Source organism: Thermococcus cleftensis, from assembly GCF_000265525.1.
In the GTDB taxonomy this organism is placed as follows: Archaea; Methanobacteriota_B; Thermococci; order Thermococcales; family Thermococcaceae; genus Thermococcus; species Thermococcus cleftensis.
In genome coordinates, this window is the sequence record NC_018015.1 from 412483 (window position 1) to 434194 (window position 21712).

General features: G+C 54.7%; 28 protein-coding genes and 2 tRNA genes. 23 read left to right on the forward strand and 7 right to left on the reverse strand.

The features are described from left to right. Position 1: 1 nt before the first annotated feature. From rpoA2 to CL1_RS02295, 6 genes are all read left to right on the forward strand, one after another. Positions 2-1177 carry a DNA-directed RNA polymerase subunit A'' gene (gene rpoA2 / locus CL1_RS02270; protein WP_014788292.1) on the forward strand — a complete coding sequence of 392 codons (1176 nt, stop codon included), beginning with the start codon at positions 2-4 and terminating at the stop codon, positions 1175-1177. A 13-nt stretch (positions 1178-1190) separates the two neighbouring features. Then, the gene (locus tag CL1_RS02275; RefSeq protein ID WP_014788293.1) at positions 1191-1499 is read left to right on the forward strand and encodes a 50S ribosomal protein L30e; all 309 of its coding nucleotides are present in this window, start codon (positions 1191-1193) and stop codon (positions 1497-1499) included. Next, complete coding sequence (locus CL1_RS02280) at positions 1499-1936, forward strand: NusA-like transcription termination signal-binding factor (RefSeq protein ID WP_014788294.1); 438 nt, start codon at positions 1499-1501, stop codon at positions 1934-1936. The genes CL1_RS02275 and CL1_RS02280 overlap by 1 nt, the downstream gene beginning before the upstream one ends. A 10-nt stretch (positions 1937-1946) precedes the next feature. Next, positions 1947-2390 carry a 30S ribosomal protein S12 gene (locus CL1_RS02285; protein ID WP_014788295.1) on the forward strand — a complete coding sequence of 148 codons (444 nt, stop codon included), beginning with the start codon at positions 1947-1949 and terminating at the stop codon, positions 2388-2390. A gap of 5 nt (positions 2391-2395) precedes the next feature. After that, a complete protein-coding gene (locus CL1_RS02290; RefSeq protein ID WP_014788296.1) occupies positions 2396-3043 on the forward strand; it encodes a 30S ribosomal protein S7 in 648 nt (215 codons plus the stop codon). 88 nt (positions 3044-3131) lie between these two features. Next, the gene (locus tag CL1_RS02295; protein ID WP_148267265.1) at positions 3132-3326 is read left to right on the forward strand and encodes a hypothetical protein; all 195 of its coding nucleotides are present in this window, start codon (positions 3132-3134) and stop codon (positions 3324-3326) included. A 522-nt stretch (positions 3327-3848) separates the two neighbouring features. Here CL1_RS02295 and CL1_RS02300 read toward each other — a convergent pair. After that, positions 3849-4976, reverse strand: a complete 1128-nt coding sequence (locus CL1_RS02300) for an alkaline phosphatase family protein (protein ID WP_014788297.1) — start codon at positions 4974-4976, stop codon at positions 3849-3851. Positions 4977-5049: 73 nt separating this feature from the next. Continuing rightward, positions 5050-6300, reverse strand: coding sequence for an Nre family DNA repair protein (locus tag CL1_RS02305; RefSeq protein ID WP_014788298.1), 1251 nt, complete (start codon positions 6298-6300; stop codon positions 5050-5052). 90 nt (positions 6301-6390) lie between these two features. Here CL1_RS02305 and CL1_RS02310 point away from each other — a divergent pair. The 3 genes from CL1_RS02310 to CL1_RS02320 all read left to right on the forward strand — a co-directional run bounded on the left by CL1_RS02310 (position 6391) and on the right by CL1_RS02320 (position 7126). Then, positions 6391-6476: transfer RNA gene (locus CL1_RS02310), tRNA-Ser, on the forward strand. A gap of 21 nt (positions 6477-6497) precedes the next feature. After that, positions 6498-6572, forward strand: a tRNA-Cys gene (locus tag CL1_RS02315). A 350-nt stretch (positions 6573-6922) separates the two neighbouring features. After that, positions 6923-7126: a MoaD/ThiS family protein gene (locus CL1_RS02320; protein ID WP_014788299.1), complete on the forward strand. Its 204-nt coding sequence runs from the start codon at positions 6923-6925 to the stop codon at positions 7124-7126. Between the two features lie 379 nt (positions 7127-7505). Here CL1_RS02320 and CL1_RS02330 read toward each other — a convergent pair whose 3' ends face one another. After that, positions 7506-8702, reverse strand: coding sequence for a pyridoxal phosphate-dependent aminotransferase (locus CL1_RS02330; protein WP_014788301.1), 1197 nt, complete (start codon positions 8700-8702; stop codon positions 7506-7508). A gap of 230 nt (positions 8703-8932) precedes the next feature. Here CL1_RS02330 and CL1_RS02335 point away from each other — a divergent pair, with 230 nt between their 5' ends. The 4 genes from CL1_RS02335 to CL1_RS02350 are packed head-to-tail and all read left to right on the forward strand — an operon-like array spanning position 8933 to position 11328. After that, complete coding sequence (locus CL1_RS02335) at positions 8933-10243, forward strand: RNA-guided endonuclease InsQ/TnpB family protein (protein ID WP_335324017.1); 1311 nt, start codon at positions 8933-8935, stop codon at positions 10241-10243. Positions 10244-10263: 20 nt separating this feature from the next. Continuing rightward, positions 10264-10509, forward strand: a complete 246-nt coding sequence (locus CL1_RS02340; protein ID WP_014788303.1) for a hypothetical protein — start codon at positions 10264-10266, stop codon at positions 10507-10509. Next, entirely contained in the window at positions 10506-11087 is a 582-nt protein-coding gene (locus CL1_RS02345) for a lysine exporter LysO family protein (protein WP_014788304.1), read from the forward strand. Before CL1_RS02340 ends, CL1_RS02345 begins: the two co-directional genes overlap by 4 nt. A gap of 55 nt (positions 11088-11142) precedes the next feature. Next, entirely contained in the window at positions 11143-11328 is a 186-nt protein-coding gene (locus CL1_RS02350) for an HTH domain-containing protein (RefSeq protein WP_237266263.1), read from the forward strand. Here the strand turns inward: CL1_RS02350 and CL1_RS02355 are convergent. Further along, entirely contained in the window at positions 11310-11888 is a 579-nt protein-coding gene (locus CL1_RS02355; protein WP_014788306.1) for a hypothetical protein, read from the reverse strand. The two genes, CL1_RS02350 and CL1_RS02355, sit on opposite strands and share 19 nt — an antisense overlap. 181 nt (positions 11889-12069) lie before the next feature. On the opposite strand from CL1_RS02355, the gene CL1_RS02360 reads away from it, so the two are divergent. From CL1_RS02360 to CL1_RS02405, 10 genes are all read left to right on the forward strand, one after another. Beyond that, the gene (locus CL1_RS02360) at positions 12070-12354 is read left to right on the forward strand and encodes a 50S ribosomal protein L44e (protein WP_014012391.1); all 285 of its coding nucleotides are present in this window, start codon (positions 12070-12072) and stop codon (positions 12352-12354) included. A 3-nt stretch (positions 12355-12357) separates the two neighbouring features. Beyond that, positions 12358-12555 carry a 30S ribosomal protein S27e gene (locus tag CL1_RS02365; RefSeq protein WP_012571194.1) on the forward strand — a complete coding sequence of 66 codons (198 nt, stop codon included), beginning with the start codon at positions 12358-12360 and terminating at the stop codon, positions 12553-12555. Positions 12556-12656: 101 nt separating this feature from the next. Continuing rightward, a complete protein-coding gene (locus tag CL1_RS02370) occupies positions 12657-13484 on the forward strand; it encodes a translation initiation factor IF-2 subunit alpha (RefSeq protein WP_014788307.1) in 828 nt (275 codons plus the stop codon). Beyond that, positions 13484-13663, forward strand: coding sequence for an RNA-protein complex protein Nop10 (locus tag CL1_RS02375; RefSeq protein WP_014788308.1), 180 nt, complete (start codon positions 13484-13486; stop codon positions 13661-13663). Before CL1_RS02370 ends, CL1_RS02375 begins: the two co-directional genes overlap by 1 nt. Positions 13664-13666: 3 nt before the next feature. Continuing rightward, positions 13667-14467 carry a proteasome assembly chaperone family protein gene (locus CL1_RS02380; protein WP_014788309.1) on the forward strand — a complete coding sequence of 267 codons (801 nt, stop codon included), beginning with the start codon at positions 13667-13669 and terminating at the stop codon, positions 14465-14467. A 147-nt stretch (positions 14468-14614) separates the two neighbouring features. Further along, positions 14615-15229, forward strand: a complete 615-nt coding sequence (locus CL1_RS02385) for an energy-coupling factor ABC transporter permease (protein ID WP_048151807.1) — start codon at positions 14615-14617, stop codon at positions 15227-15229. Continuing rightward, positions 15226-15474 carry a PDGLE domain-containing protein gene (locus CL1_RS02390; RefSeq protein ID WP_014788311.1) on the forward strand — a complete coding sequence of 83 codons (249 nt, stop codon included), beginning with the start codon at positions 15226-15228 and terminating at the stop codon, positions 15472-15474. Before CL1_RS02385 ends, CL1_RS02390 begins: the two co-directional genes overlap by 4 nt. Position 15475: 1 nt before the next feature. Further along, positions 15476-16135: an energy-coupling factor transporter transmembrane component T family protein gene (locus CL1_RS02395; protein WP_014788312.1), complete on the forward strand. Its 660-nt coding sequence runs from the start codon at positions 15476-15478 to the stop codon at positions 16133-16135. Further along, positions 16132-16923, forward strand: a complete 792-nt coding sequence (locus CL1_RS02400) for an energy-coupling factor ABC transporter ATP-binding protein (protein WP_014788313.1) — start codon at positions 16132-16134, stop codon at positions 16921-16923. The genes CL1_RS02395 and CL1_RS02400 overlap by 4 nt, the downstream gene beginning before the upstream one ends. Before the next feature lie 85 nt (positions 16924-17008). Further along, the gene (locus CL1_RS02405; protein WP_237266264.1) at positions 17009-18367 is read left to right on the forward strand and encodes a hypothetical protein; all 1359 of its coding nucleotides are present in this window, start codon (positions 17009-17011) and stop codon (positions 18365-18367) included. A gap of 88 nt (positions 18368-18455) precedes the next feature. Here CL1_RS02405 and glmM read toward each other — a convergent pair whose 3' ends face one another. The 3 genes from glmM to CL1_RS02420 are packed head-to-tail and all read right to left on the reverse strand — an operon-like array spanning position 18456 to position 21652. Next, positions 18456-19826, reverse strand: coding sequence for a phosphoglucosamine mutase (gene glmM, locus CL1_RS02410; RefSeq protein WP_014788314.1), 1371 nt, complete (start codon positions 19824-19826; stop codon positions 18456-18458). Between the two features lie 10 nt (positions 19827-19836). Beyond that, a complete protein-coding gene (locus CL1_RS02415) occupies positions 19837-20250 on the reverse strand; it encodes a hypothetical protein (RefSeq protein WP_148267266.1) in 414 nt (137 codons plus the stop codon). A gap of 4 nt (positions 20251-20254) precedes the next feature. Next, positions 20255-21652, reverse strand: a complete 1398-nt coding sequence (locus CL1_RS02420; RefSeq protein ID WP_014788316.1) for a mannose-1-phosphate guanylyltransferase/mannose-6-phosphate isomerase — start codon at positions 21650-21652, stop codon at positions 20255-20257. Positions 21653-21712 lie beyond the last annotated feature (60 nt).

The window sequence follows — 21712 nt, forward strand, 5'->3', positions numbered from 1 at the left end:
AATGGTCGCAGCGAAGACCATCAGGAGCCTCGTTGACAAGGCTGACCTCCCGGAGAACCTCAAGGAGGAACTCTACGAGAAGCTCGTCAGGTACAATGAGAAGTACAAGCTCAAGAAGGCCGAGATAGAGGCAATAATCGAGGAGACCGTGAAGGAGTACCAGAGGGCCCTCATCGAGCCGGGAGAGGCCATAGGAACCGTCGCGGCGCAGTCCATAGGTGAGCCCTCAACCCAGATGACCCTTAACACCTTCCACTATGCAGGTGTCGCGGAAATCAACGTCACCCTAGGTCTGCCAAGGATCATCGAGATTGTCGATGCCAGGAAGAACCCCTCAACACCCATCATGACCGTCTACCTCGACGAGAAGCACCGGCACGACAGGGAGAAGGCCCTCGAGGTGGCGAGGAGGATAGAGGGAACCACCCTCGAGAACCTCGCCCGCGAGACGAGCATAGACATACTCAACTACGAGTTCATAGTGGACATCGACCCGGAGAGGCTTGAAAAGGCCGGCCTCGACATGGAGAGGATTCAGAGGAAGCTTGAAAGCTCCTTCAAGAGCGCTGAGTTCGAGATCGATGGATACACGCTCATTATGAGGCCCAAGAAGGTCGGAAAGCTCTCCGACCTGAGGAGGCTCGCCGAAAAGGTTAAAAAGCACCGCCTTAAAGGCCTGTCGGGCGTCGGGAAGACCATCATAAGAAAGGAAGGCGACGAGTACGTCATCTACACCGAGGGCTCGAACTTCAAGCAGGTGCTGAAGGTTCCGGGCGTTGATCCAACCAGGACGAGGACCAACAACATCTGGGAAATAGCGGAGGTGCTAGGCATAGAGGCCGCCAGAAACGCCATCATCGAGGAAATAGTGAACACGATGCGCGAGCAGGGTCTCGAGGTGGACGTCAGGCACATCATGCTCGTCGCCGATATGATGACGCTCGATGGAGTCATACTGCCCATAGGCAGGCACGGAATAGTTGGGGAGAAGGCCAGCGTGCTTGCCAGGGCCGCTTTCGAGATCACAACCCAGCACCTCTTCGAGGCCGCCGAGAGGGGCGAGGTCGATCCCCTCAACGGTGTGGTCGAGAACGTGCTGATAGGGCAGCCGGTTCCAGTCGGAACCGGAATGGTCAAACTGGCGATGAATCTCCCCCTGAGACCGAAAAGGGAGTAGGGAGGTGTGATGTATGGTTGATTTCGCTTTCGAACTTAGGAAGGCAGAGGACACCGGAAAGATAGTCATGGGAGCCAAGAAGAGCATTCAGTACGCCAAGATGGGCGGGGCCAAGATGATTATCGTTGCCAGGAACGCCAGGCCTGATATCAAGGAGGACATACTCTACTACGCCAAGCTCAGCGGCATTCCGGTCTACGAGTTCGAGGGGACCAGCGTCGAGCTTGGAACCCTCCTCGGAAGGCCGCACACCGTTTCCGCCCTCGCGATAATCGACCCTGGCGAGAGCAAGATACTGGCCTTGGCTGGGGGTAAGGAGTAATGCCGCTCAAGCTCAACACCGACCAGATCAAGTTCATAGCGCTCTTCGAGAGCATGACGGGAGCGACCGTCCTGGATTGCCTCATAGACACCAAGAGGAACAGGCTCATCTACGTCATCAAGAAGGGCGAGATGGGCCTTGCCCTCGGAAAAAAGGGAGCCAACGTCAAGCGCGTCCAGAACATGGTCGGAAGGGAAATCGAGCTCATAGAGCACTCGGAAAACCCCGAGGAGTTCCTGAGGAACATTTATAAGAGCCTTGGAGTTAAGGTTAAAAAGGTCCACATCACTGAGAAGCGTGATGGTAAAAAGGTCGCCCTCCTCGACATAGGACCGCGCGACAAGCCCCGCGCCATAGGAAAGGGCGGCCAGAACATCAACCTCGTTAAGGAGTTGATGGAGAGACACCATGGCATTCACGATGTGGTCATAATTTGAGGTGATGATCATGCCGGGAAAGAAGGCCCCATATGGAGAGTTCGCTGGTAGAAAGCTCAAGCTCAAGAGGAAGAAGTTCCGCTGGAGCGACATAAGGTACAAGAGGAGAGTTCTCAGGCTCAAGGAGAAGAGCGACCCGCTCGAGGGTGCTCCGCAGGCCAAGGGTATCGTTCTTGAGAAGATAGCCGTCGAGGCCAAGCAGCCGAACTCGGCTATGCGTAAGGCAGTTAGGGTTCAGCTCATCAAGAACGGTAAGGTCGTCACCGCTTTCACCCCGGGTGACGGTGCTATCAACCACATCGACGAGCACGACGAGGTCATCATCGAGGGAATCGGCGGTCCAAAGGGAGGTTCCATGGGTGATATCCCAGGAATCAGGTACAAGGTCGTCAAGGTGAACAGGGTCAGCCTCAAGGAGCTCGTCAAGGGAAGGAAGGAGAAGCCGAGGAGGTGAAGAGAATGGCCAAGCCACTCACCGAGCGCTTTTACCAGCCTAAGGAGCTCAAGGTCATGGGCAGGTGGAGCGTTGAGGACGTCACCGTGAACGACCCCTCGCTCAGGCCCTACATCAACCTCGACGCTAGAATCCTCCCGCACAGCCACGGAAGGCACGCCAAGAAGGCCTTCGGCAAGGCCCAGGTCCACATCGTCGAGAGGCTCATCAACAAGGTCATGCGCAGCGGTGCCAGCGGTCACAAGGTCGGCGGTCACTTCATGAGGAGAGAGCACCGCTCCCTTATGAGCAAGAAGATGAAAGCTTATGAGGTAGTCAAGGAGGCCTTCATGATCATCGAGAGGAGAACCAAGCAGAACCCGATACAGGTTCTCGTGAGGGCCATCGAGAACTCCGCCCCGAGGGAGGACACGACCACCATAGCCTTCGGTGGGATACGCTACCACATGGCCGTCGATGTTTCCCCGCTCAGGAGGCTCGACATAGCCCTCAAGAACATCGCCCTCGGTGCTTCCGCCAAGTGCTACAGGAACAAGACCAGCTACGCTCAGGCCCTCGCCGAGGAAATCATAGCTGCAGCCAACAGGGACCCGAAGAGCTTCGCCTACAGCAAGAAGGAAGAGATCGAGAGGATTGCCCAGTCCTCACGCTGAGGGCTGGCGGGATTTCCCACTATTCTTCTGCTTTTCTATCCCAGTCTCTTGGAAAGGTTTTTTGTGCCTGATGCGTATTCTTTTCCTAGTGGTCAGGGTTGGGAAGCGTAAATTCCAAACCATCGACTTTGGGAATGGGATTGTTTTGATCCCGGTTGATGAGGATATTGAGCTCAGAGGTCTTCTGAAGTTCGATAAATCCGCTAGGGAAATCATGCGAGAGATTCGCGAGGAAGAGAGGGCACTTGAAGAACGCAAACTCCGCCGCCTTGGACTGCTCTAAGCTCCCCAGTATTATACTCTCCGGGAGGAGGGAAATGGAACTTCGGGACTATTTGATGCCGGGGGAGTATATCCTTACCGTCTTCACTAATCTTGATATTTCTCCGGGGGACTTAATGGATTAGCAGTAACTAATAAACGGAATATTATTCAGCACAAAATCAGGAGTAGGTAAACTTTTCAGAAAAAACCGCCAAGAAGACATCAAGAACCTTAAGTCCGTATTTTTCAAAAACACACCCCTAATAAAGATGAAAGTCTACGAGGGGTCACTAGGAAGTTCAAAGATCATTTCATTAACAAGATGTGTCAAATTTGTTCGTAATGATTGTTCATGGAGTTATAGGGAAGACGGGATTATAGGAATTCTTAAATCCAAACTGAGTGGTCCCCAGATATCAGAAATTAAGGAAACCCTGGAGCACACGTTAATGCCCCTAGCTTTGAAGACAGAATACCATTACTCTGAAAAAGATAAGGCATGGATTATTAAGTTCATCTTTAAACCCCAAGAAGAATAATTTTATGTACTGCTCACTAAACTCCTCCCCGCCATATTCCCCGGCTTCTCTATCCCGAAGAACCTCAGTATCGTGGGTGCTATGTCCATCAGCGAGGCGTGTTCAAGCTCAACCTTCTCAAATCCCCACAGTATCAGCGGAACCTTCACAACTGGCTCGTTCATCGAGCCATGCATTCCCTTAACCCAGTGGCTCACTCCCTTTATCCCCCTGCACATTCTGTGGGAGCAGAACCAGTAACCGGGCCTGGCCGAGACTATCAGCTCGCCGCTGTTCGGGCTGTTTAGGTGCTCCAAATCCTCCCGGAAGAAAACCGCACCAACGCCGGGTGCTCTCCTGAGGATTTCAAAGGCCTCCTCCGCCTCGTTCGGGTTCCTGAGGTAGACGTGTGCTCCGCCTCCAGAGGAAACCCGGAGCGTCTCGATTCCGTGCTTCCTCAGGTAAGTTCTCAGGTTCACCCAGGTGTGCACCTCCTCCTGCCCGTGGTCGGCGAAGATTACGAAGGCGTACTCGTCCTTCAACCTTTCCCACAGTGCCCTCACTGCAGTATCAACGGTCTCGACGGCCTTCAGAGCCCCCTCACTCAGCGGGCCGTGGTCGTGGCCCATGCCGTCTATCGAGGCGAAGTGGACGAGGAGTAGGTCAGGCCTGCACTCCTCGTAGAGGTAGATGGCCGAGTTTAGAACCCACAGGTCCTTCCTCCAGTCACGCCCGTGAATCCTGTAGAGCTTGTCGCTCGCGAAGAAGGGCGGAAAGATTCTAACATCAGTCCCGCTGAAGGGTGGCATCGTGTAGCCGGAGACGCTGGCAGTTCTAACGCCCCTGGAGCGGAGCAAATCAACGACGGTCGGTGCCTTTATGACCCTGTGGGGGTTGAAGGCAACCTCGTAGTCGTAGAAGTTAATCTTCCTGTCGGCGAGCCTGTCGTAGTAGCCGTTCTCAACGACCCCGTGGTCCTTCGGCCAAACTCCAGTCATCACGCTGGTGTGAACCAAATCTGTCAGCGTCGGGAAAATTGAATCAACTACGGTAAAACTTCCACTCTCAGCTAACTCGCTGAGGAACGGCATGTGCTTCAGGTTGTAAACCCCGTTGCCATCGAGGCTTACGAGGGCGAGCTTTTTTCTCATTTCCATCACCGGTGTCAGCCTGACGTGCAGTCATCACGCCTCAGTGGGATGGAGTGGTCATCATCCACCGTTCCTATTTCTCGACCCGGTATAAATTCCTTCCGAGCCACTCGTCTAACGTTTTTTGCCTCGCGAGGCTTCCCAGTATGTAGCTCCTCCTGAGGTACTCCTCGAACGGGTGCTCGAGACGCCGTTTTATGGCATCGAGCGCCTCGTTGAGCGTCTCGAAGCGACCGATGGGGTTTCCCATCGCCTTCTTCACTCCGAGGCGAATCTGCCAGACTCCGACGGGGGCATAGTACTCGGGTGTAACCTCTCGGAAGACAACGGCTCTGGCCTGCCTCCTCCTTTTCCTCAGCGCCTCCAGAACGCTCAGCCGGGCGGCGTGGTAGGCTCCGGCCGTTTCCTTGACGTACTCCCTCCTCCCGCGGAAGTCCTCGTAGTCGTGAATGACGCTTGGCCTCTCGCTCCCGAAAAGCGACCCCTTGAGCCAGACCTCGAGCAGTTCAAAGGCGTAGCCCTCGGGCATGAGCAGAACGGCGTAGCGGTTGCCGAGGAAGCGGTAGAAGTAAACTTCATAGTCGTTTATCTCGGGATAGCGGAGTATCTCGCGCCGCAGGTTCTTTCCTATCGTGTCCTGAACTGCCGTGATGCTCCACCGCGTCGGAACGAGCTTTTTGTCCACCCCGAGGAGTCCGGCCGAGAGGAGCCTTATGATGTAGTACTCGTCAAAGCCCCAGTTGTAGAGCCTCATTATGGCCGCTTCTGCCTTCAGCTCGTCGCTCACGACGTAGTCCGTCCTCCTCGGAATCCGTGGGTTCTCCGTGAGTTCAAAGTCGAGTAGCTCAGCCTTCGGCCCTATGGGTGGTGCAAACTCGCTCGGGAGAACCTTGAGGACGGGCTTCCTCTTGAGGATTATCTCGCTGTCAACGGGCTTCACCGACATGGCCAGCTCCTGGACCTCGCTCAGAATCCTCCCGCTTTTTCTGACGTTCACATCGGCTCTCGTCTCGCCCATGACAAGAAGGGAACGGTAGTAAAGAATATCGCGAATCGTCTTGTCCTCCCACTTGAGAGGGCTGTCGAGGTGGCTCGTGTTCCCTTCAATCGGAGGGACGAGGGGGCCTATCCTCACCTTGGGGTAGCCGTACTCCCCGACGAAGACGCTCGGCGGGGAGGAGCCGAAAAGGTGGCGTTTGTTCAGTTTTCCTTCGACGGTGCGGGCTACCCTGAAGCGTTCAAGAATCGGACAGGTGGGCCTGCCGCAGAGGAGCTTTCGACCCTTGCAGACTGCGCAGAGCTTGGAGTTGAAGAGCTCGGTCATCTGAGGGGTGTGGGTGAGAGGACGTAAAAGCTTTGCCCCGCCAAAAAACTTAAAAACCCTCCCCTGTTCATATAACTCGGGCATTGGAGTGCCGCGGTAGCCTAGCCTGGTAGGGCGCCGGCCTGCTAAGCCGGTGGGCGCTGCCCACAGGGGTTCAAATCCCCTCCGCGGCGCCAAAATCTTTCTCTGGGTCGAATGCCGGGATAGCCTAGAGGCGAGGCGAGGGACTGCAGATCCCTTCCACCCGGGTTCAAATCCCGGTCCCGGCTCCACAATCTTATCCTTTAAATTGTAAAACGAGAGTGATTCCAAGTCAAAAACACCCCCAATTAAAATCACACTGAATATACCCAATTTTAAGGAGAACCACAAACTTTTGGTGAAGCTTTTTCCAAAAGCTTCCTGTACTCTCAAACCCCCGAAGTGGGCTACACCCCACGAACCCCGTTTTTCTCCAAAATCCTGTTTGGTCAATCTTTGCTTGCGCAAAGCTAGCTGGCCTCGGGAGTGGTGGTCTCCGCACCCGTCGGTGCCGGGCCAAACGTTCAGCCCGAAGGGAGCGTAAGCGCATCGGCCAGTGGAGTTTATAAAGCGGGAAAAGATATGCCTTTCGGTGGTGACGATGATAAGGGTAAGGGTCCTCGGAAGGGGTATAGAGAGGGAGATTGAGTGGAGAAGGGGCCTCAAGGTATCTGACGTGCTCCGCGAGGTCGGCTTCAACACGGAAAGCGCCATAGCCAAGGTGAACGGTAGGGTTGCCCTGGAGGACGAGAAGATCGAGGACGGCGTTACCGTTGAAGTAATCCCAGTGGTCTCGGGAGGCTGACCTCCTCCCCACCCTGAAGGGAGAGGCCTTTTTCAATTTTCTCTTGGTGAGGGCATAGGAATTCAAATCCCTAACGAAAAACTGACCGAGATTGTAGTGACCCGCGAACTAAGCGACTTTTTCTGTATGAGCTTTTTAAGGAGAAGCTTGACCGGGCGATGCTGTATGAATACGCACAAAAACCCAACGTTAAGGCTCCATTCGAGACGTGATATGAACGAGCGGATATCGTTCATTAGAACGTACGTTGAAAGGTTGAAGAAGAACCCCAATGAAGTGTTCAAAGAGCAGGTAGAGTTCATAAACTCCCTAATGAAATCAGCCAAGACCTTCCGCTGAGTAAAAAGGAGTATCTCAAAATGAAAGGGGAACTGAGGGATTAGCTCAGTCTCTTCCTCATGAAGGCCTCGAAGTTGTCCATGGCCTCCTCCAGTATCTCCACCGGAGGCAGGAAGACTATCCTGAAGTGCCAGTCTCCAGCGTAGCCAAAGCCCGAGCCATGGACGAAGAGCACGTGCGCCTCGTGGAGGGCGTCGAGGACGAACTCCTTGTCGCTCTTCCACTTCGAGCGCTCCTCTATGCGCGGGAAGATGTAGAACGCTCCCTGGGGCTTCGTCGTGCTTATCCCAGGAATCTCGGTGAGGCGCCTGTAGATGTAGTCCCTCCTCTCCTTGAGCTTCGCCATATACCTCTCCAGGTAGTCCATCGGACCGGTCAGGCCGGCTATCGCGGCAAATTGTGCAGGGGTGCTGGGGCATATCCTTATCCTGGCCATCTTGTCTATAGCTTCCCTGACCTCCTCAAGCTTGCCCTCGGGGTCAACGTAGTAGAAGTAGCCGAGGCGCCAGCCGGTGGCGAAGTAGACCTTGGAGAGGCCGTTCATGACTATAACCGGAACGTCCTTCGTGAGGGAACCCGGGGAAACGTGCTTCCCCTCGTAGGTCATGAGGTCGTATATCTCGTCGCTGATGACGGGCAGGTCGTACTCGCCGGCGAGGTCGAGTATCTCCTTTATCGTCTTCTTCTCGTAGAGAGCGCCGGTTGGGTTGTTGGGGTTTATCACGGCTATGGCCTTCGTCCTCTCGTTGATCTTCTTCCTCATGTCGTCTATGTCCGGCTGCCAGCCGTTCTCCTCAACCGTCAGGTACTCATTTGCGATTCCTCCATAGAACTTGACCAGGCCGACGTAGGGTGGATAGCTGGGACTCGGAACGAGGATGTTGTCGCCGGGGTTGAGGAGGGCCCCGAATATGAACTGGAGGGCCTCTGTGACGGCCGCGGTGACGCGAACGTCCTCGGGGGTTATATCAACGCCGTTCTTCCTCTTTTCCCTCGTGACTATGGCCTCCCTGAGTTCCGGAAGGCCCTCGCTTGGTCCGTAGTAGTTGTGCCCCTCCTTTATGGCACGACAGTAGGCTTCTTGCATGTGCTCCGGTGGCTGAAAGTCGTACTTTCCGGGATCGCCTATGTTAAGGCGGATAACCTTTATTCCCTTCCTCTCAAGCTCTCTTGCCGGAAGGACAACGTCTCTGATGGCGTATTCTATCCCCATCGCCCTTTCCGATGCGCGAATCATATCAACCACCGTCTGAATGAGGCAAAATTCCTCGTAAAAACCTTTGCCCGGGAGGTTTAAAAGGCATGTCGAGTAGTTTTTCGGGGCGATGACGACTAGCAAGCAAACTGACGGCTCACAGATGATGACGTGAACACCCTCCGAGCCCCTCGATACGTTTATCCAATTGGGCGGGGAGACTCCTTCCGAAAGGGAGGAGATGAAAGCCCGAAGACTTTAAATGACAACGCATATTAGAAACTAATAGGTGGTTTCCCACGTATCTCACCCAGAAGAACCACCTCAGGGTGGACAAGAAGACCTACAAAATTCTCCGAACGCTGACCCACCTATCCAGGAGCCTCTACAACCTCACACTTTACACGGTTAAACAACACTACGAGCTGAACGGCACTTTTCTGCCATACGTGAAGGCCTACCACCTCGTGAAGGACAGCGAGCCTTACAAACTCCTTCCGAGCCAAGCCGCACAGCAAACGATGAAAATCGTGGAGAGAAACTTCCGCTCCTTCTTCCACGTCCTCAACGAGAGGCGGAAGGGTAACTACAACCGTCCGGTAAGGCCGCCGAAATACCTCCCCAAGGACGGCCACTTCCTCCTCATTTTCCCCTACCAGTCCTTCAGGGTTAAAGGGGACAGAATAATCCTCTCCCTCGGCAGGAACTTTGCCAGAAAATATGGAGTCCAGCACCTCGAATTCACCCTCCCGAAGAACGTTAAAGGCCACAGGATAAAGGAAGTCCGCATCGTGCCAAGATACAACGCCCTCTGGTTCGAGATTGAATATGTTTACGAGGTTGAACCCGAGAGGAGGGATTTAGACCACTCAAAATACCTCGCCATTGATTTGGGCCTTAACAACTTCGCCACCTGTGTCTCCACCACCGGGACTGCCTTCATCATCGAAGGCCGGGGGTTAAAGAGCTTCAACCGGTGGTGGAACAGGGAGAAGGCCCGCCTTCAGAGTCAATACGATAAGCAAGGCGTGAAGTTTGGAAAGAAGATGGCTTGGCTTTTGAGGAAAAGAAATAACGTGATTAACGACTTCATGAACAAGGCGGTGAGCTACATCGTGAACTACTGCCTTGAGAACGGGATTGGCAACATTGTAATTGGTGAGCTGAAAGGGATAAAGCAGAACGCCAACCTTGGCAAGAGGAACAACCAGAATTTCCAGTATGTTCCGTTCGGCCTTTTCAAGCAAAAATTGAAGGCGAAGTGCGAGCGTTACGGGATTAACTACAGTGAGGTTGATGAGGCGTACACGAGCAGGGTTGATGCCCTCGCTCTGGAGCCTATTGGGAAAAAGAAGGAATACCTTGGGAGGCGGGTGAAAAGGGGACTTTTCCAGTCCTCAACTGGAACGCTGGTTAATGCCGACGTGAACGGTGCGTTGAACATTTTGAGGAAGGTAGCCGGCGATTCCCCCCTCAGGGGGATAGCCGGTAGTGGCCGTGTGAACCGGCCAGTGAGGGTGAGGCTACCTTGGGGTGGTCTCACTCCTCACGAAGCCCCACCTGTGAGAGGGGTAGTTCACTAACCTTCAGAGGAGGGGTTTACATGAACATCTTTATCCCACTAATCGCGGGCGTTCTCGTAGGCTACGTTCTCCGCAGGAAAGAGCGTAAGGTGAACGTTGATGCCCCCATGAGCGCCGCACTGCTGCTCCTAATATTCTTCATGGGTGTCGAGGCAGGGAAGGTGAAGATAGATGCCCTGTGGCTCCTTAGTTCGTCCACAGTATTCGCGGCCCTCACCATAGCGGGCAGCGTTGGGATCGCTCTCCTCGTGGGGGGAAAGGGATGAGGTTTCTGGCCTACGTTCTGGTCGCGCTGATTGCAGGGATACTCACAGGGCACTTCTACGCCCCGGAGTTCGGCAATCTCTATGAAATCATGCTCTACCTGCTGATACTGATAATCGGAATAGACCTTGGTCAGAGCTTCCGGCTCGCGGAGATCAGGAAGCTCGGAAGGCTCGCCATAAAGCTGCCCCTCGGCACCCTCCTGGGCTCACTCCTGGGCGGCCTCGTCGCTTCCCTGCTCCTGGGGATAGAACTCAGGTGGGGGCTTGCAGTTGCCGCCGGCTGCGGCTGGTACAGCCTCACAGGACCACTGATCGCACAGTATTCAGCAGTCTACGGAACGCTCGGCTTTTTGGCAAACCTCACGAGGGAAATATTCACGGTTCTCCTGTATCCTGTGGCGATAAAGAAAATACCAAAGGAGCTGGCCGTCTCCATGGGAGGTGCTACAACGATGGATACCACGCTACCGATAATGACGAAGTTCGGAGGGAGCGAGGTGGCGCTTATAGCCTTCGTCCACGGCTTCGTGCTCACCGCTATGGTGCCCTTCGTTGTCCCGTTTATCCTTCAGTTCTAACCAATAATCTTTTAAGTTCAAACGATTTAGGTTTTATGTGTAAACTCAATCGGTGATGAAGATGGCCGAGGTTGAACTCGTTTTCAAGGTTTTGAAGGAAGCAGGGAAGCCCCTCAAGAGCAAGGAGATAGCCGAGCTGGCCGGCATCGACAAGAAGGAAGTGGACAAGGCCATAAAAGTGCTCAAAAAAGAGGGTAAGATAATCTCACCGAAGCGCTGCTACTACGCACCCGCCGAGTGAGTCCCGTACCTCTCACCAAGCTTTTTAAGGATAGCCTCGTGCTGTTCCTCGTTCCTCTTTATCTCTGTGACAATGCCCCTAACTACCGGGTGGAATGCCCTCCTTGAGAGCCTATCGTAGAGCTCTAGCATCTTCTCTTGGAGCTCGAGGTACCTCCCAAGCAACTCACTAAGCTTTCCGTCTCCATTCTCAGGCAGTACCACTTCCGTCGGGAAGTCCTTTAGGTACTCCTCGATTATCTCTTCCGGGGGAACCCTGGCACCCATTGCACCAAAGCCCATGGGCATCACAATCGTGGGCAGGCCAGGGATTAGTGCCACATCACTCACGTCCTCCCCGCTCCCATACTCCTCGACGAGCTTCAAGGACTCATGGTACGCTCTCTCAAGGGCCTCCATCAGGTGCCTGTGAAAGGCAGTGTCTATAGCCATTCTAAGGAGCAGAGCCCTCAGATCTGCATACTCCGGATCCTTGAGCTTTTTGAGGAGCCTCCGGTACTCCTTTTCCGCCTTTGCCTCCAGCTTTTTCAGTTCCTCCACGGTAGTTATCATTTCCTCCATGATCCCACCTCCAGACATTTTAATAACCTATTGTTATTTAAATGTTTTGGTTCAGTTCGCAAAACTTTTTTAAAGCCTCGCGGCTACCGGGGTTTGCAGGCACTATCATGCCTCACGGCTCGGGGGTGTCCGAGGCTGGGGCGAGTAGGAACCCACCGGGCCTCTGCGTGGAGGTGAGAGAATGAAGTACCCGAAGCAGATAAGGACTTACTGCCCCTACTGTAAGAAGCACACGATCCACAAGGTCGAGAAGGTCAAGAAGAGACCGAGGAGCGAGCTCAGCCAGGGTCAGAGGCGCTTTAGGAGAATCATGAAGGGTTACCGTGGTTTCCCGAGGCCGAACCCGGCCGGAAGGGAGAAGCCGGTCAAGAAGCTCGACCTCAGGTTTAGGTGCACCGTGTGCGGCAAGGCCCACACCAGGGGACAGGGCTTCCGCGTTAAGAAGTTCGAGCTGGTGGAGGTGTGATCCATGGCGCTCCCGAAGAACCTTATCCCGATGCCGAGGAGCAGGTTCCTCCGCGTCAAGTGCATAGACTGCGGCAACGAGCAGATAGTCTTCAGCAACCCGGCCACCACCGTCAGGTGCCTCGTCTGCGGCGCGACCCTCGTCGAGCCGACCGGCGGTAAGGGCGTCATCAAGGCCAAGATACTCGAGGTTCTCGAGTGAGCTTTTTCTTTCCTTTGCCTCCGTGCCTGGAAACTTCTGCTAAACTTTAAATACCTCTTTTCGTAACTTATCCCGGCAGAGAAAATTTTGAGGTGATTGAAATGCCGAGGAAAGCCAGAGAATACCCGGAAGAGGGAGAGTTTGTGGTCGCCACCGTCAAGAGCATTCACCCTTACGGTGCATTTCTCAAGCTCGACGAGTACCCCGGAAAGGAGGGATTCATGCACATAAGCGAGGTCGCCTCCACATGGGTTAAGAACATCAGGGATCACGTTAAAGAGGGCCAGAAGATAGTCGCCAAGGTCATACGCGTGGATCCGAGCAAGGGGCATATAGACCTGAGCCTCAAGCGCGTCAACCAGCAGCAGAGGAAGGCCAAGCTCCAGGAGTACAAGCGCGCCCAGAAGGCCGAGAACCTCCTCAAGATGGCGGCTGAGAAGACAGGAAAGGACTTCGAAACCGCCTGGCGCGAGGTCTGGGTTCCCCTCGAAGAGGAGTACGGGGAGGTTTATGCCGCCTTCGAGGACGCGGCCCAGAACGGAATGGAGGTTCTCCAGGGCCTCATCAGCGACGAGTGGATTGAGGCTCTGAAGCCGATAATTGAGGCCTACGTTGAGATACCCACCGTCACCATCGACGCCGAGTTTGAGATAACCGTTCCGAAGCCGAACGGTATAGAGATAATCAAGGAGGCTCTCATCAGGGCAAGGGACAGGGCCAACGAAGAGAGGGAGATAGAGGTCAAGTTCTCCTACCAGGGCGCTCCGAGGTACAGGATCGACATCACCGCCCCGGACTACTACAAGGCCGAGGCGGTTCTGGAGGACATAGCCGAGGAGATACTCAGGGTCATTAAGGAAGCCGGCGGAGAGGCCACGCTCATTAGAAAGGAGAAGCGCATAAAGAAGGTCAAGAAGAGGGGTTCGTGATGCACTTCCGGATAAGGAAGTGTCCCAGCTGCGGGCGCTATACGCTCAGGGAGACCTGCCCTGTCTGCGGTGAGAAGACCAAGGTAGCCCATCCGCCGCGCTTCTCGCCGGAAGACCCGTACGGCGAGTACAGAAGGAGGCTGAAGCGCGAGCAGCTGGGCCTTGTTAGGAGGGAGTGAGAGATGAAAGAGACCACCATCTACGTCCTTGAGAGACCCCAGCTGAGGGATCCCGTGTTCATCGAGGGCCTTCCAGGCATTGGGCTAGTCGGGAAGCTAGCGGCCGAACATCTCATTCAGGAACTCAACGCCATCAAGTTTGCAGAGCTCTATTCACCCCACTTCATGCACCAGGTTCTCATCAAGAAGGGCTCGATAGTCGAGCTAATGAAGAACGAGTTCTACTACTGGAAGAACCCGGACGAGAACGGCCGGGATATCATAATCATCACCGGCGACCAGCAGGTTCCACCAACGGACAGCCCCGGTCACTTCGAGGTAGTTGGAAAGATGCTGGACTTCGTGAGCGAGTTTGGGGTCAGGGAGATAATCACAATGGGCGGCTACCAGGTGCCCGAGCTCCAGGGCGAGCCGAGGGTTCTGGCGGCTGTAACCCACGAGGAGCTGGTCGAGCACTATCAGAGAAGGCTCGAGGGCTGTCAGGTGGAGGTAATTTGGCGCGAGGACGAGGGAGGGGCCATAGTAGGCGCCGCCGGACTGCTCCTCGGCATGGGTAAGCTCCGCTCTATGTACGGGATAAGCCTTCTCGGCGAGAGCCTGGGCTACATCGTCGATGCCAAGGCGGCAAAATCCGTCCTCCTGGCGGTGACGAAGATACTGGGCATCGAGATCGACATGACTGCCCTCGAAGAGCGCGCCAAGGAGACGGAGGAGATACTCAGGAAGGTCCAGGAGATGCAGAGGGCGATGCTGGAGCAGCAGATGCCACCGGCCCCGGAGGAGGAAGACAGGGGCTACCTCTGAGCCCCCGTTCGTTTCTTTTCTGAAGATTTAAACTGAAAACCGCCGTTGCAAACCTTTGGTTGGTAATACCCGGTTTAAAAAACGCTTTTATTTCGTGCCACTTTTCTACTAATTGATGACACTAAGGACCTCAGGGAGGTGTTTGAGTTGCACATTCCAGACGGACTGCTGAGCACACCGGTAATAGTGATTACATACGCAATAACGATAGCCGGAATAGCCTACGCGGTGAGGAAGCTCAGAAACTTCCCGGAGGAGAAGATACCGCTCCTCGGGCTCTTCGCGGCAGGAATCTTCGCGGCGCAGATGGTGAACTTCCCAATAATAGGTGGTGTCAGCGGGCACCTGCTGGGAGCAACTCTAGTTGCAATAATGCTCGGGCCCTATGCGGCAGTAATAGTCATGACCGCGGTTCTTCTAATACAGACACTACTCTTCGGTGATGGGGGAATAACGGCAATAGGAGCCAATATTCTCAACATGGGACTGATTGGGGCTTTCATAGGCTACGCCGTTTACACAAAACTCAAGGACATCAACGAGACCCTCGCGATGGGTCTAGCCTCTTGGCTCTCCGTCGTTCTTGGAGCTGCCCTCGCATCGGTCGAGATAGGCCTCAGCCACAGCCTTCCGTTCCTCAAGGTGCTCACCCTGATGGTCGGCTACCACTCGATAATCGGAATCGGTGAGGCCGTACTCACCGTCCTGATAGTCCACGCCATAAGGGCAAAGCTTCCATCGGTGGAGGGGGTGCCGGCATGAGGACGGTCTTTAAGGGTTTGCTCATTATAGCCGTCGTACTGGCGGTGGTTCTCCCCTTAGCCTCAAGCAACCCGGACGGGCTGGAGGCCACGATGGAGAAAGTCGGCCTTGAAGAGAACCCAGTTTACCACGCTCCCCTTGATTACGGGGAAACCTGGGGTCAGAGCGTAGTTATGGGCCTGCTCGGCATAACCCTAACCTTCGCAGCTGGCTATGCTCTAGCAAAGCTTGCAAAGGGTGCCTGAGGTGTACCTGCCTTTCATTTTCCTTTACGCGATTGGGGTTGTAACGAGAAAGAGCATCACGGAGTTAGCCTATTTTGGGCTCCTTTTCCTTGTCGTTGTGCTCACAATGGGGCCAAAGAGGGGTGTTTTCAAAAAGCTCGGCTTCCTTCTCGGCTTCGAGGGACTTCTGTTTATCATGGCACTCTTCAATCCGGGACAAGCAATCTTAGAGACCCCTCTTGGGCCGATAACCCATGAGGGAATCCACTCGTTTTTCATGCTCCTGGGGAAGGCTTTCCTCTCCGCCGGAACGGCCGTGGTAGTGACCAGCTCGGTGGGCTTCTCCAGGATACTCGCCGAGATGGAGGCACTGAGGTTTCCAAGGATACTAACCCTGACCCTGGCCTTCACATACCGCTACCTCGACATTTTCGTGGACGAGGCAACGAGAATGAAGCGCGCCCTCGACTCAAGGGCCTTTGGGATCGGGAAGAAGGAATACTACAAAAAGCTCGGCTCCCTCATCGGCGAGATATTCGTCAGGGCTTACCTCAGGAACGGGAGGATATACCGGGCTATGCTGGCGAGGGGCTTCGGGGAGTTCCCGCACCTTGAGGAACCGAAGCCGAGTGTTTGGACCGCAACACTTGCCCTTCTCGCTCTGGGGGGACTGCTGCTATGATAGAGCTGAGAGACCTTTACTTCTCCTACTCCGGCAGTGAAGTGCTGAGGGGAATAAACCTCGCGATTGAGAAGGGAGAACTCTTCGGATTCCTCGGACCAAACGGGGCTGGAAAAAGCACCCTGCTCCTCCATTTCAACGGGATCCTCAGGCCAAAGAAGGGCAAAGTTCTTGTGGACGGCCTTGATCCTTCAAAAAAGCCAAGGGAGGCCAGGAGAAAAGTTGGTATAGTCTTTCAGGACCCCAACGACCAGCTGTTCTCGCCGACCGTCTTTGAGGACGTTGCATTCGGCCCTTACAACCTCGGCCTCAGGGGGGAGAAGCTGAGGGAGCGGGTTCTCTGGGCCTTGAGAAAGGTAGGCATGGAGAACTATGCAGACAGGGAAACCAAGGAGCTCAGCTTTGGTGAGAAAAAGAGGATAGCGATAGCCACAGTCCTTGCCATGAAGCCACAGATAATAGTATTCGATGAACCCTTCGCCAACCTCGATTTCAGGGGCAAGAGGCTGATGCGGGAGCTCATGCTCGAACTGAAGGGGGAGGGAAAGACCGTTATCTTAGCTTCCCACGAGGCCGATTACCTCTCGCTCTGCGACAGGATAGCCCTTATGGACCGCGGAAGGATTATCACGGTCGGGACTCCCGAAGAGATACTTGGAAATCCAGGACTCCTTAGGGAGCACAATCTGGACGTGCCCCCACTGGTAGAGCTGTTCCTGAACCTCGGCCTGCCAGTACCGAAGAGCGTGAACGAGGGGGTAGAGATTCTGAGGAAATGGCGGGCTTGATATGCACATTTCAGTTGAAGCTTGCCATTTTAAAGCAAAAAATTTACAGCAAATTTTAAAAATACTACAGGTCATGTTGAATCTGGTGATACGTCCTGAGAGTGAGACTGAAAACATTGGCAGTACTAATTTTGATAACGCTCTTTATCGGAATGCCAGGATTGGCGGAATGGATACCGCCGAAGGACGGAATGCTCATAGTCTTGACGGACGAGAAGGGGAACCCCTTAGGGGACTCTCCGAGGACTACGAGATTCAGGTTCAGGTGGACGTGGCCACACCGGAGGGCATCAAAACGGTTGGACATTACAGAATTAAAAGGTCCGGTTTCTGGAAGCTCGATACGACGAGGAGCACCGTAAAGATGGACAACGTGAGGAAATTGTTCCCAGGGATAAGTGAGGAAAAGCGCTACGGTGTCAGGGTTTCCGTCTGGATTATGGATAGGGAGAATGGCCTCCTGTACAGGGGCACCGGCTCGACGTTGCTCTCGAGGGAAGACTTGGACGGGACATGGAAGAGGGTTGAATTGGAGATTCTTGAGAAAGAACCCCTGCCGTCACCTGTCCGGGAAGGAGGGTACCACTACGAATGGAGACTCGCTGAGGACTCCTGGGAGGCCGAAGACTTCCTGACAGTTCCCCTTCTCATCATCGACAACAGAAACGGGAGGGGGAAGCTTCAGGCGTCGATTTCATTTAGGGCAGACTACAAGACAGAGTTTTCTGCCACTCTAGCCCATGGAACAGACCTTGAAGTGAAGTTCGGGAGCGGTGATCCGGTCAAGGCACTCTCGTCGTCCGTGACGATATATGGAAAGAAGTGGGTCCCCGTCGAGGGGCACTATTACTTTTACCGCTCCATCGATGTCCCCAAAGGAAAGGTCGGCTACATCTACGTCCTGGCAAAGCCCTACTACAGGCACGAGAAGGAGTACATCTGTGCGGGGGGAATGGGGGCATACGGTTGCAGTGAGACGGGAAGGGAAAGGATAGATGTTGGGATTTACGACGTTAAAGTCAGAAGGGGCGTCAATGGGTACATAATGTACGGCGGTTCTGAGGTAAAGACACCTCAACTGGACCCAACGTTTTACAGGTTCACCAGGAAGTCCCTCAGGACACCGCTGAGTGCCGGCGAAGGAATAAGCCTTGCATACTTGTTCAACGGCATTGGTGGAAAATGCGGTATGAAGTTTGGTGTAGGGATTCCAGTGGGTGCAATTGCGGTTGCCTTCGGCGCCCCAGCACCGGTTGCCGGACTCGTTGCTTCAGTCCAGTACGAGAAGACCAAGAGCGTATCAATAGATGGTGGAGTTCAAAACTACGGTTCCTTTGTAATGATAAGCGCCTTCGAGAGCGCGCAGAAATACAAGTTCAAAGCCGGATGGTTCAGCTCCTGCTCCGTGAACGTTCCAATGGGCTTCTACATCAGAAGTGGCTGACGTTTTTCTCTTGGCGCCCAGGAGGCGGTCAGCCCCCGGCTCTATTTATTATTTGAATGGATTGATAAAAAGAGGAGACGGGCAAAAATCACCTTCTTATAGCCTCTTCCAGAAGCCCCAGCCCGAGCTCGAGGTACTCCCTGGCTTTTTCCTCGCTCTTCGCCTCGCTGAAGACCCTAATTATCGGCTCCGTTCCGCTGGCCCTCACGAGTACCCAGCCGTCTTCAAAGAGAATTTTGGTTCCGTCGGTGGTGTCCACCCTGTAACCCTTCTTTTCAGCGAGCTCCGCCACCTTCGCCACTATCGCCTTCCTGTCGCCCTCAACGTGCCTCTTCGTCTTGAACTGGTAGTATTTCGGAAGCTCATCAATCAGCTCGCTGAACTTCTTGCCCGACTTTGCGAAGATCTCGACTATTTTTGCCGTTGTCATCGCCCCGTCCCTGCCGAGCACGAAGTCCGGAAAGATTACACCCCCGTTCTCCTCGCCGCCGATGGTTCCGTTGTGTTCAAGGAGTGCCCTCGCAACGATGAGGTCGCCTACCTTCGTCCTCAGCACCTCCGCGTTGTTCCTCTTCGCTATGTCATCGAGCAGGTTAGAGGTCGCTATCGTGGTAACGAGAAGCCCACCGCCGTTCTCCCTCAGAACGGCATCGGCAACGAGCGCGAATGTCTTGTCGCCCTGTATGAAGCGGCCGTTCTCGTCTATGAAGACAGCCCTGTCGGCGTCGCCGTCCTGGGCGACCCCGAAGTCGGCACCCAAAGCCTTCACAATCTCCATGAACCCCCTCAGGTTCTCCTCGTTGGGCTCGGGGTTTCTAGCAGGAAAGTGGCCGTCGGGGTGGGCGTTCACGCTCACCACTTTACAGCCGAGCTCCCTGAGGAGGTAGGGGAGCGTTAGAGAGCCGGCGCCGTTGGAGACATCGACGACCACGAAGGGCCTCCTCTTCCTTATCGCCTCAACGTCAACGCGAGCCTTTATCGCCTCGATGTAGGGCTTGATGATGTCCTCCTCCCTGACCTCGCCTATCTCGTCCCACCTGGCCCTGTCGAAGTCCTCTTTAAAGAAGACCTCCTCGACAACCGCTTCTCTCTCCTTCTTAAGTCCCATGCCGTTCGGTTCGAGGAGCTTTATGCCGTTGTATTCGGGTGGATTGTGGGAAGCGGTTATAACGGCCCCACCGTCGGCCTTGAAGTGAGCCGTGGCCCACTGGATTGCAGGCGTTGGAGCGATGCCGACATCAATGACGTCGCAGCCGACGCTGAGGAGGCCGCTTATCAATGCGTTTTTCAGCATCTCCCCGCTAACGCGGGTGTCCCTGCCGACTACGACGAGCGGCCTTTTCCTCCCCTCCCTCCTGAGCATGGTTCCGAAGGCCATGCCCATCTTGAGGGCAAACTCAGGCGTTATCTTCTCGTTCGCTATCCCCCTGACGCCGAAGGTCCCAAAGAGCCTTCCCATCGCTTTCACCTCACATCAGCGCGTTGGCGAACTTCAGTATTGCCATCACAAATATGTACAGTCCGTAAATGAACGCTCCAGCCTGCAGGAGGGACACGAGCACCTTTACGGGCTTCAGCTTCCCCGATAGAAGGGGCACCGGGAGACCTATAAGTATCGCCGCGAAGAGATAAACCACGGCGTTCTTTATAGCAGTGTAGTCAATGGGCACGCTCACCTCCGGGTAGGTGACGGTCACCCGCTGGTCGCCGACAGTAAAGCTTATCTCCGCGTTTTGAAGTCCCACGACAATGACGTAGGCCATTATCAGAATGAACAGGAGCGTTGGAAGGAGGCTCAGCGAAAGCGAGGCTATTGAGCTACTGAACCTCTCCCACTCATCGCCACAGTTCTTGGTTTTCTCTTTATTGGACATAGCTCCCATCTCCTCAATCTCTCCCGAAGTCATCAGCAAAGCGAACTATATCGTCCTCACCAAGGTATTCCCCAATCTGGGTCTCTATGACCTCTAAGACGACCTTGCCCGGGTTCTCAAGGCGGTGTTTAACTCCCGCTGGAATGAAGGTGCTCTCCCCCGGCCTGAGGAGTATCTCCCTGTCTCCAACGACGACCCTGGCGGTGCCCCTGACAACCACCCAGTGCTCAGAACGGTGGTAGTGCATCTGGAGGGACAGCTTCTTGCCGGGCAGAACGGTTAAACGCTTTATCTTATAGCGCTCACCCTCCTCAAGAACTGTGTAACTTCCCCAGGGACGATAGGCCGTCCTGTGGACGAAGACCCTCTCGTCGCCGCGCTCCTTGAGGAGCTTATAGACCTCCTTAACGCGCTGGCTCTCCCCGCGATGAGCGACGAGGAGGGCATCGTCGGTGTCGATTATTATGAGATCCTCAACACCGACAGTTGCCGTTAAGCGCTCGGTCATCACGAGGTTATTGCGGGAGTTGAGGGCTATGTAATCGGAATTTTTCCCGCTCACCCTCACGGCGTTTCCGCTCTCGTCCTTTTCAAGGACGTCGTAGATTGCGTCGAAGCTCCCCAGATCGTTCCAATAGGTGTTGAGGGGAACCACCGCAGCCTTGCCGGTCTTTTCCATGACGCCATAGTCCACGCTTACGTCCGGGACGGCGCGGTAGGCTTCCTCCACACTTCCGGCATTCTCGAAGGCCTCCCAGACCTTTGGGGCATGAACTTTGACTTCCTCGATGAAAACCCCCGTCCTGAACATGAACATGCCGCTGTTCCAGAGGTAGTTCTCCTCGACGTACCTCTTTGCCGTCTCTAGGTCGGGCTTCTCCTTGAACTCGGCCACGGTGTAGCCGATGACCCCACCCTCGCTTTGAATCTTCCCGCCCGGCCTTATGTAGCCGTAGCCGGTGTGTGGCCTGGTCGGCTTTATTCCGAAGGTAACGAGGTATCCCTCTGCCAGCTTCTCCGCGTTCCTAAATGCCCGCTCGTAGGCCTCACCGGCCTCTATTAGGTGGTCACTCGGAAGAACCGCGACGGTGGAATCGCCGAAGGTCTCCTCTACCCTGAGCACCCCCCACAGTATCGCCGGCAGGGTGTTCCTCCCCTCAGGTTCGAGCAGAACGTTTTCCTCCGGAAGCTTGACTCCAAGCTCGCCCAGGTCGTCCAGAACACGGAACTTATAGTCCCTATTGGTAACAACAAAAATTTCCTCAGGCCTGGAAAACTTCAGAGCCCTCTCGACGGTCTTCTGGAAGAGCGACCTATCGTCAAGGAAGCGGACGAACTGCTTCGGCATCAGCTCCCTGCTCAGTGGCCACAGCCTCGTTCCCCTGCCGCCGGCTAGAATCAGCGACTTCATGGCAACCACCCCAGTTCACTGCACTACTTACGCTCTTCAGGTTTTTAACCTTGGCGAAGG

Bases quoted from the DNA above. Each gene is read 5' to 3' on its own strand.
- CL1_RS02375 (WP_014788308.1), top strand. From the start codon at position 13,484: ATGCACTTCCGGATAAGGAAGTGTCCCAGCTGCGGGCGCTATACGCTC.
- CL1_RS02275 (WP_014788293.1), top strand. From the start codon at position 1,191: ATGGTTGATTTCGCTTTCGAACTTAGGAAGGCAGAGGACACCGGAAAG.
- CL1_RS02285 (WP_014788295.1), top strand. From the start codon at position 1,947: ATGCCGGGAAAGAAGGCCCCATATGGAGAGTTCGCTGGTAGAAAGCTC.
- CL1_RS02290 (WP_014788296.1), top strand. From the start codon at position 2,396: ATGGCCAAGCCACTCACCGAGCGCTTTTACCAGCCTAAGGAGCTCAAG.
- CL1_RS02305 (WP_014788298.1), bottom strand. From the start codon at position 6,300: ATGACCGAGCTCTTCAACTCCAAGCTCTGCGCAGTCTGCAAGGGTCGA.
- CL1_RS02320 (WP_014788299.1), top strand. From the start codon at position 6,923: ATGATAAGGGTAAGGGTCCTCGGAAGGGGTATAGAGAGGGAGATTGAG.
- CL1_RS02390 (WP_014788311.1), top strand. From the start codon at position 15,226: ATGAGGACGGTCTTTAAGGGTTTGCTCATTATAGCCGTCGTACTGGCG.
- CL1_RS02330 (WP_014788301.1), bottom strand. From the start codon at position 8,702: ATGATTCGCGCATCGGAAAGGGCGATGGGGATAGAATACGCCATCAGA.
- CL1_RS02380 (WP_014788309.1), top strand. From the start codon at position 13,667: ATGAAAGAGACCACCATCTACGTCCTTGAGAGACCCCAGCTGAGGGAT.
- CL1_RS02360 (WP_014012391.1), top strand. From the start codon at position 12,070: ATGAAGTACCCGAAGCAGATAAGGACTTACTGCCCCTACTGTAAGAAG.
- CL1_RS02350 (WP_237266263.1), top strand. From the start codon at position 11,143: ATGAAGATGGCCGAGGTTGAACTCGTTTTCAAGGTTTTGAAGGAAGCA.
- glmM (WP_014788314.1), bottom strand. From the start codon at position 19,826: ATGGGAAGGCTCTTTGGGACCTTCGGCGTCAGGGGGATAGCGAACGAG.
- CL1_RS02400 (WP_014788313.1), top strand. From the start codon at position 16,132: ATGATAGAGCTGAGAGACCTTTACTTCTCCTACTCCGGCAGTGAAGTG.
- CL1_RS02420 (WP_014788316.1), bottom strand. From the start codon at position 21,652: ATGAAGTCGCTGATTCTAGCCGGCGGCAGGGGAACGAGGCTGTGGCCA.
- CL1_RS02355 (WP_014788306.1), bottom strand. From the start codon at position 11,888: ATGGAGGAAATGATAACTACCGTGGAGGAACTGAAAAAGCTGGAGGCA.
- CL1_RS02300 (WP_014788297.1), bottom strand. From the start codon at position 4,976: ATGAGAAAAAAGCTCGCCCTCGTAAGCCTCGATGGCAACGGGGTTTAC.
- CL1_RS02365 (WP_012571194.1), top strand. From the start codon at position 12,358: ATGGCGCTCCCGAAGAACCTTATCCCGATGCCGAGGAGCAGGTTCCTC.
- CL1_RS02340 (WP_014788303.1), top strand. From the start codon at position 10,264: ATGAACATCTTTATCCCACTAATCGCGGGCGTTCTCGTAGGCTACGTT.
- CL1_RS02280 (WP_014788294.1), top strand. From the start codon at position 1,499: ATGCCGCTCAAGCTCAACACCGACCAGATCAAGTTCATAGCGCTCTTC.
- CL1_RS02370 (WP_014788307.1), top strand. From the start codon at position 12,657: ATGCCGAGGAAAGCCAGAGAATACCCGGAAGAGGGAGAGTTTGTGGTC.
- CL1_RS02415 (WP_148267266.1), bottom strand. From the start codon at position 20,250: ATGGGAGCTATGTCCAATAAAGAGAAAACCAAGAACTGTGGCGATGAG.
- CL1_RS02345 (WP_014788304.1), top strand. From the start codon at position 10,506: ATGAGGTTTCTGGCCTACGTTCTGGTCGCGCTGATTGCAGGGATACTC.
- rpoA2 (WP_014788292.1), top strand. From the start codon at position 2: ATGGTCGCAGCGAAGACCATCAGGAGCCTCGTTGACAAGGCTGACCTC.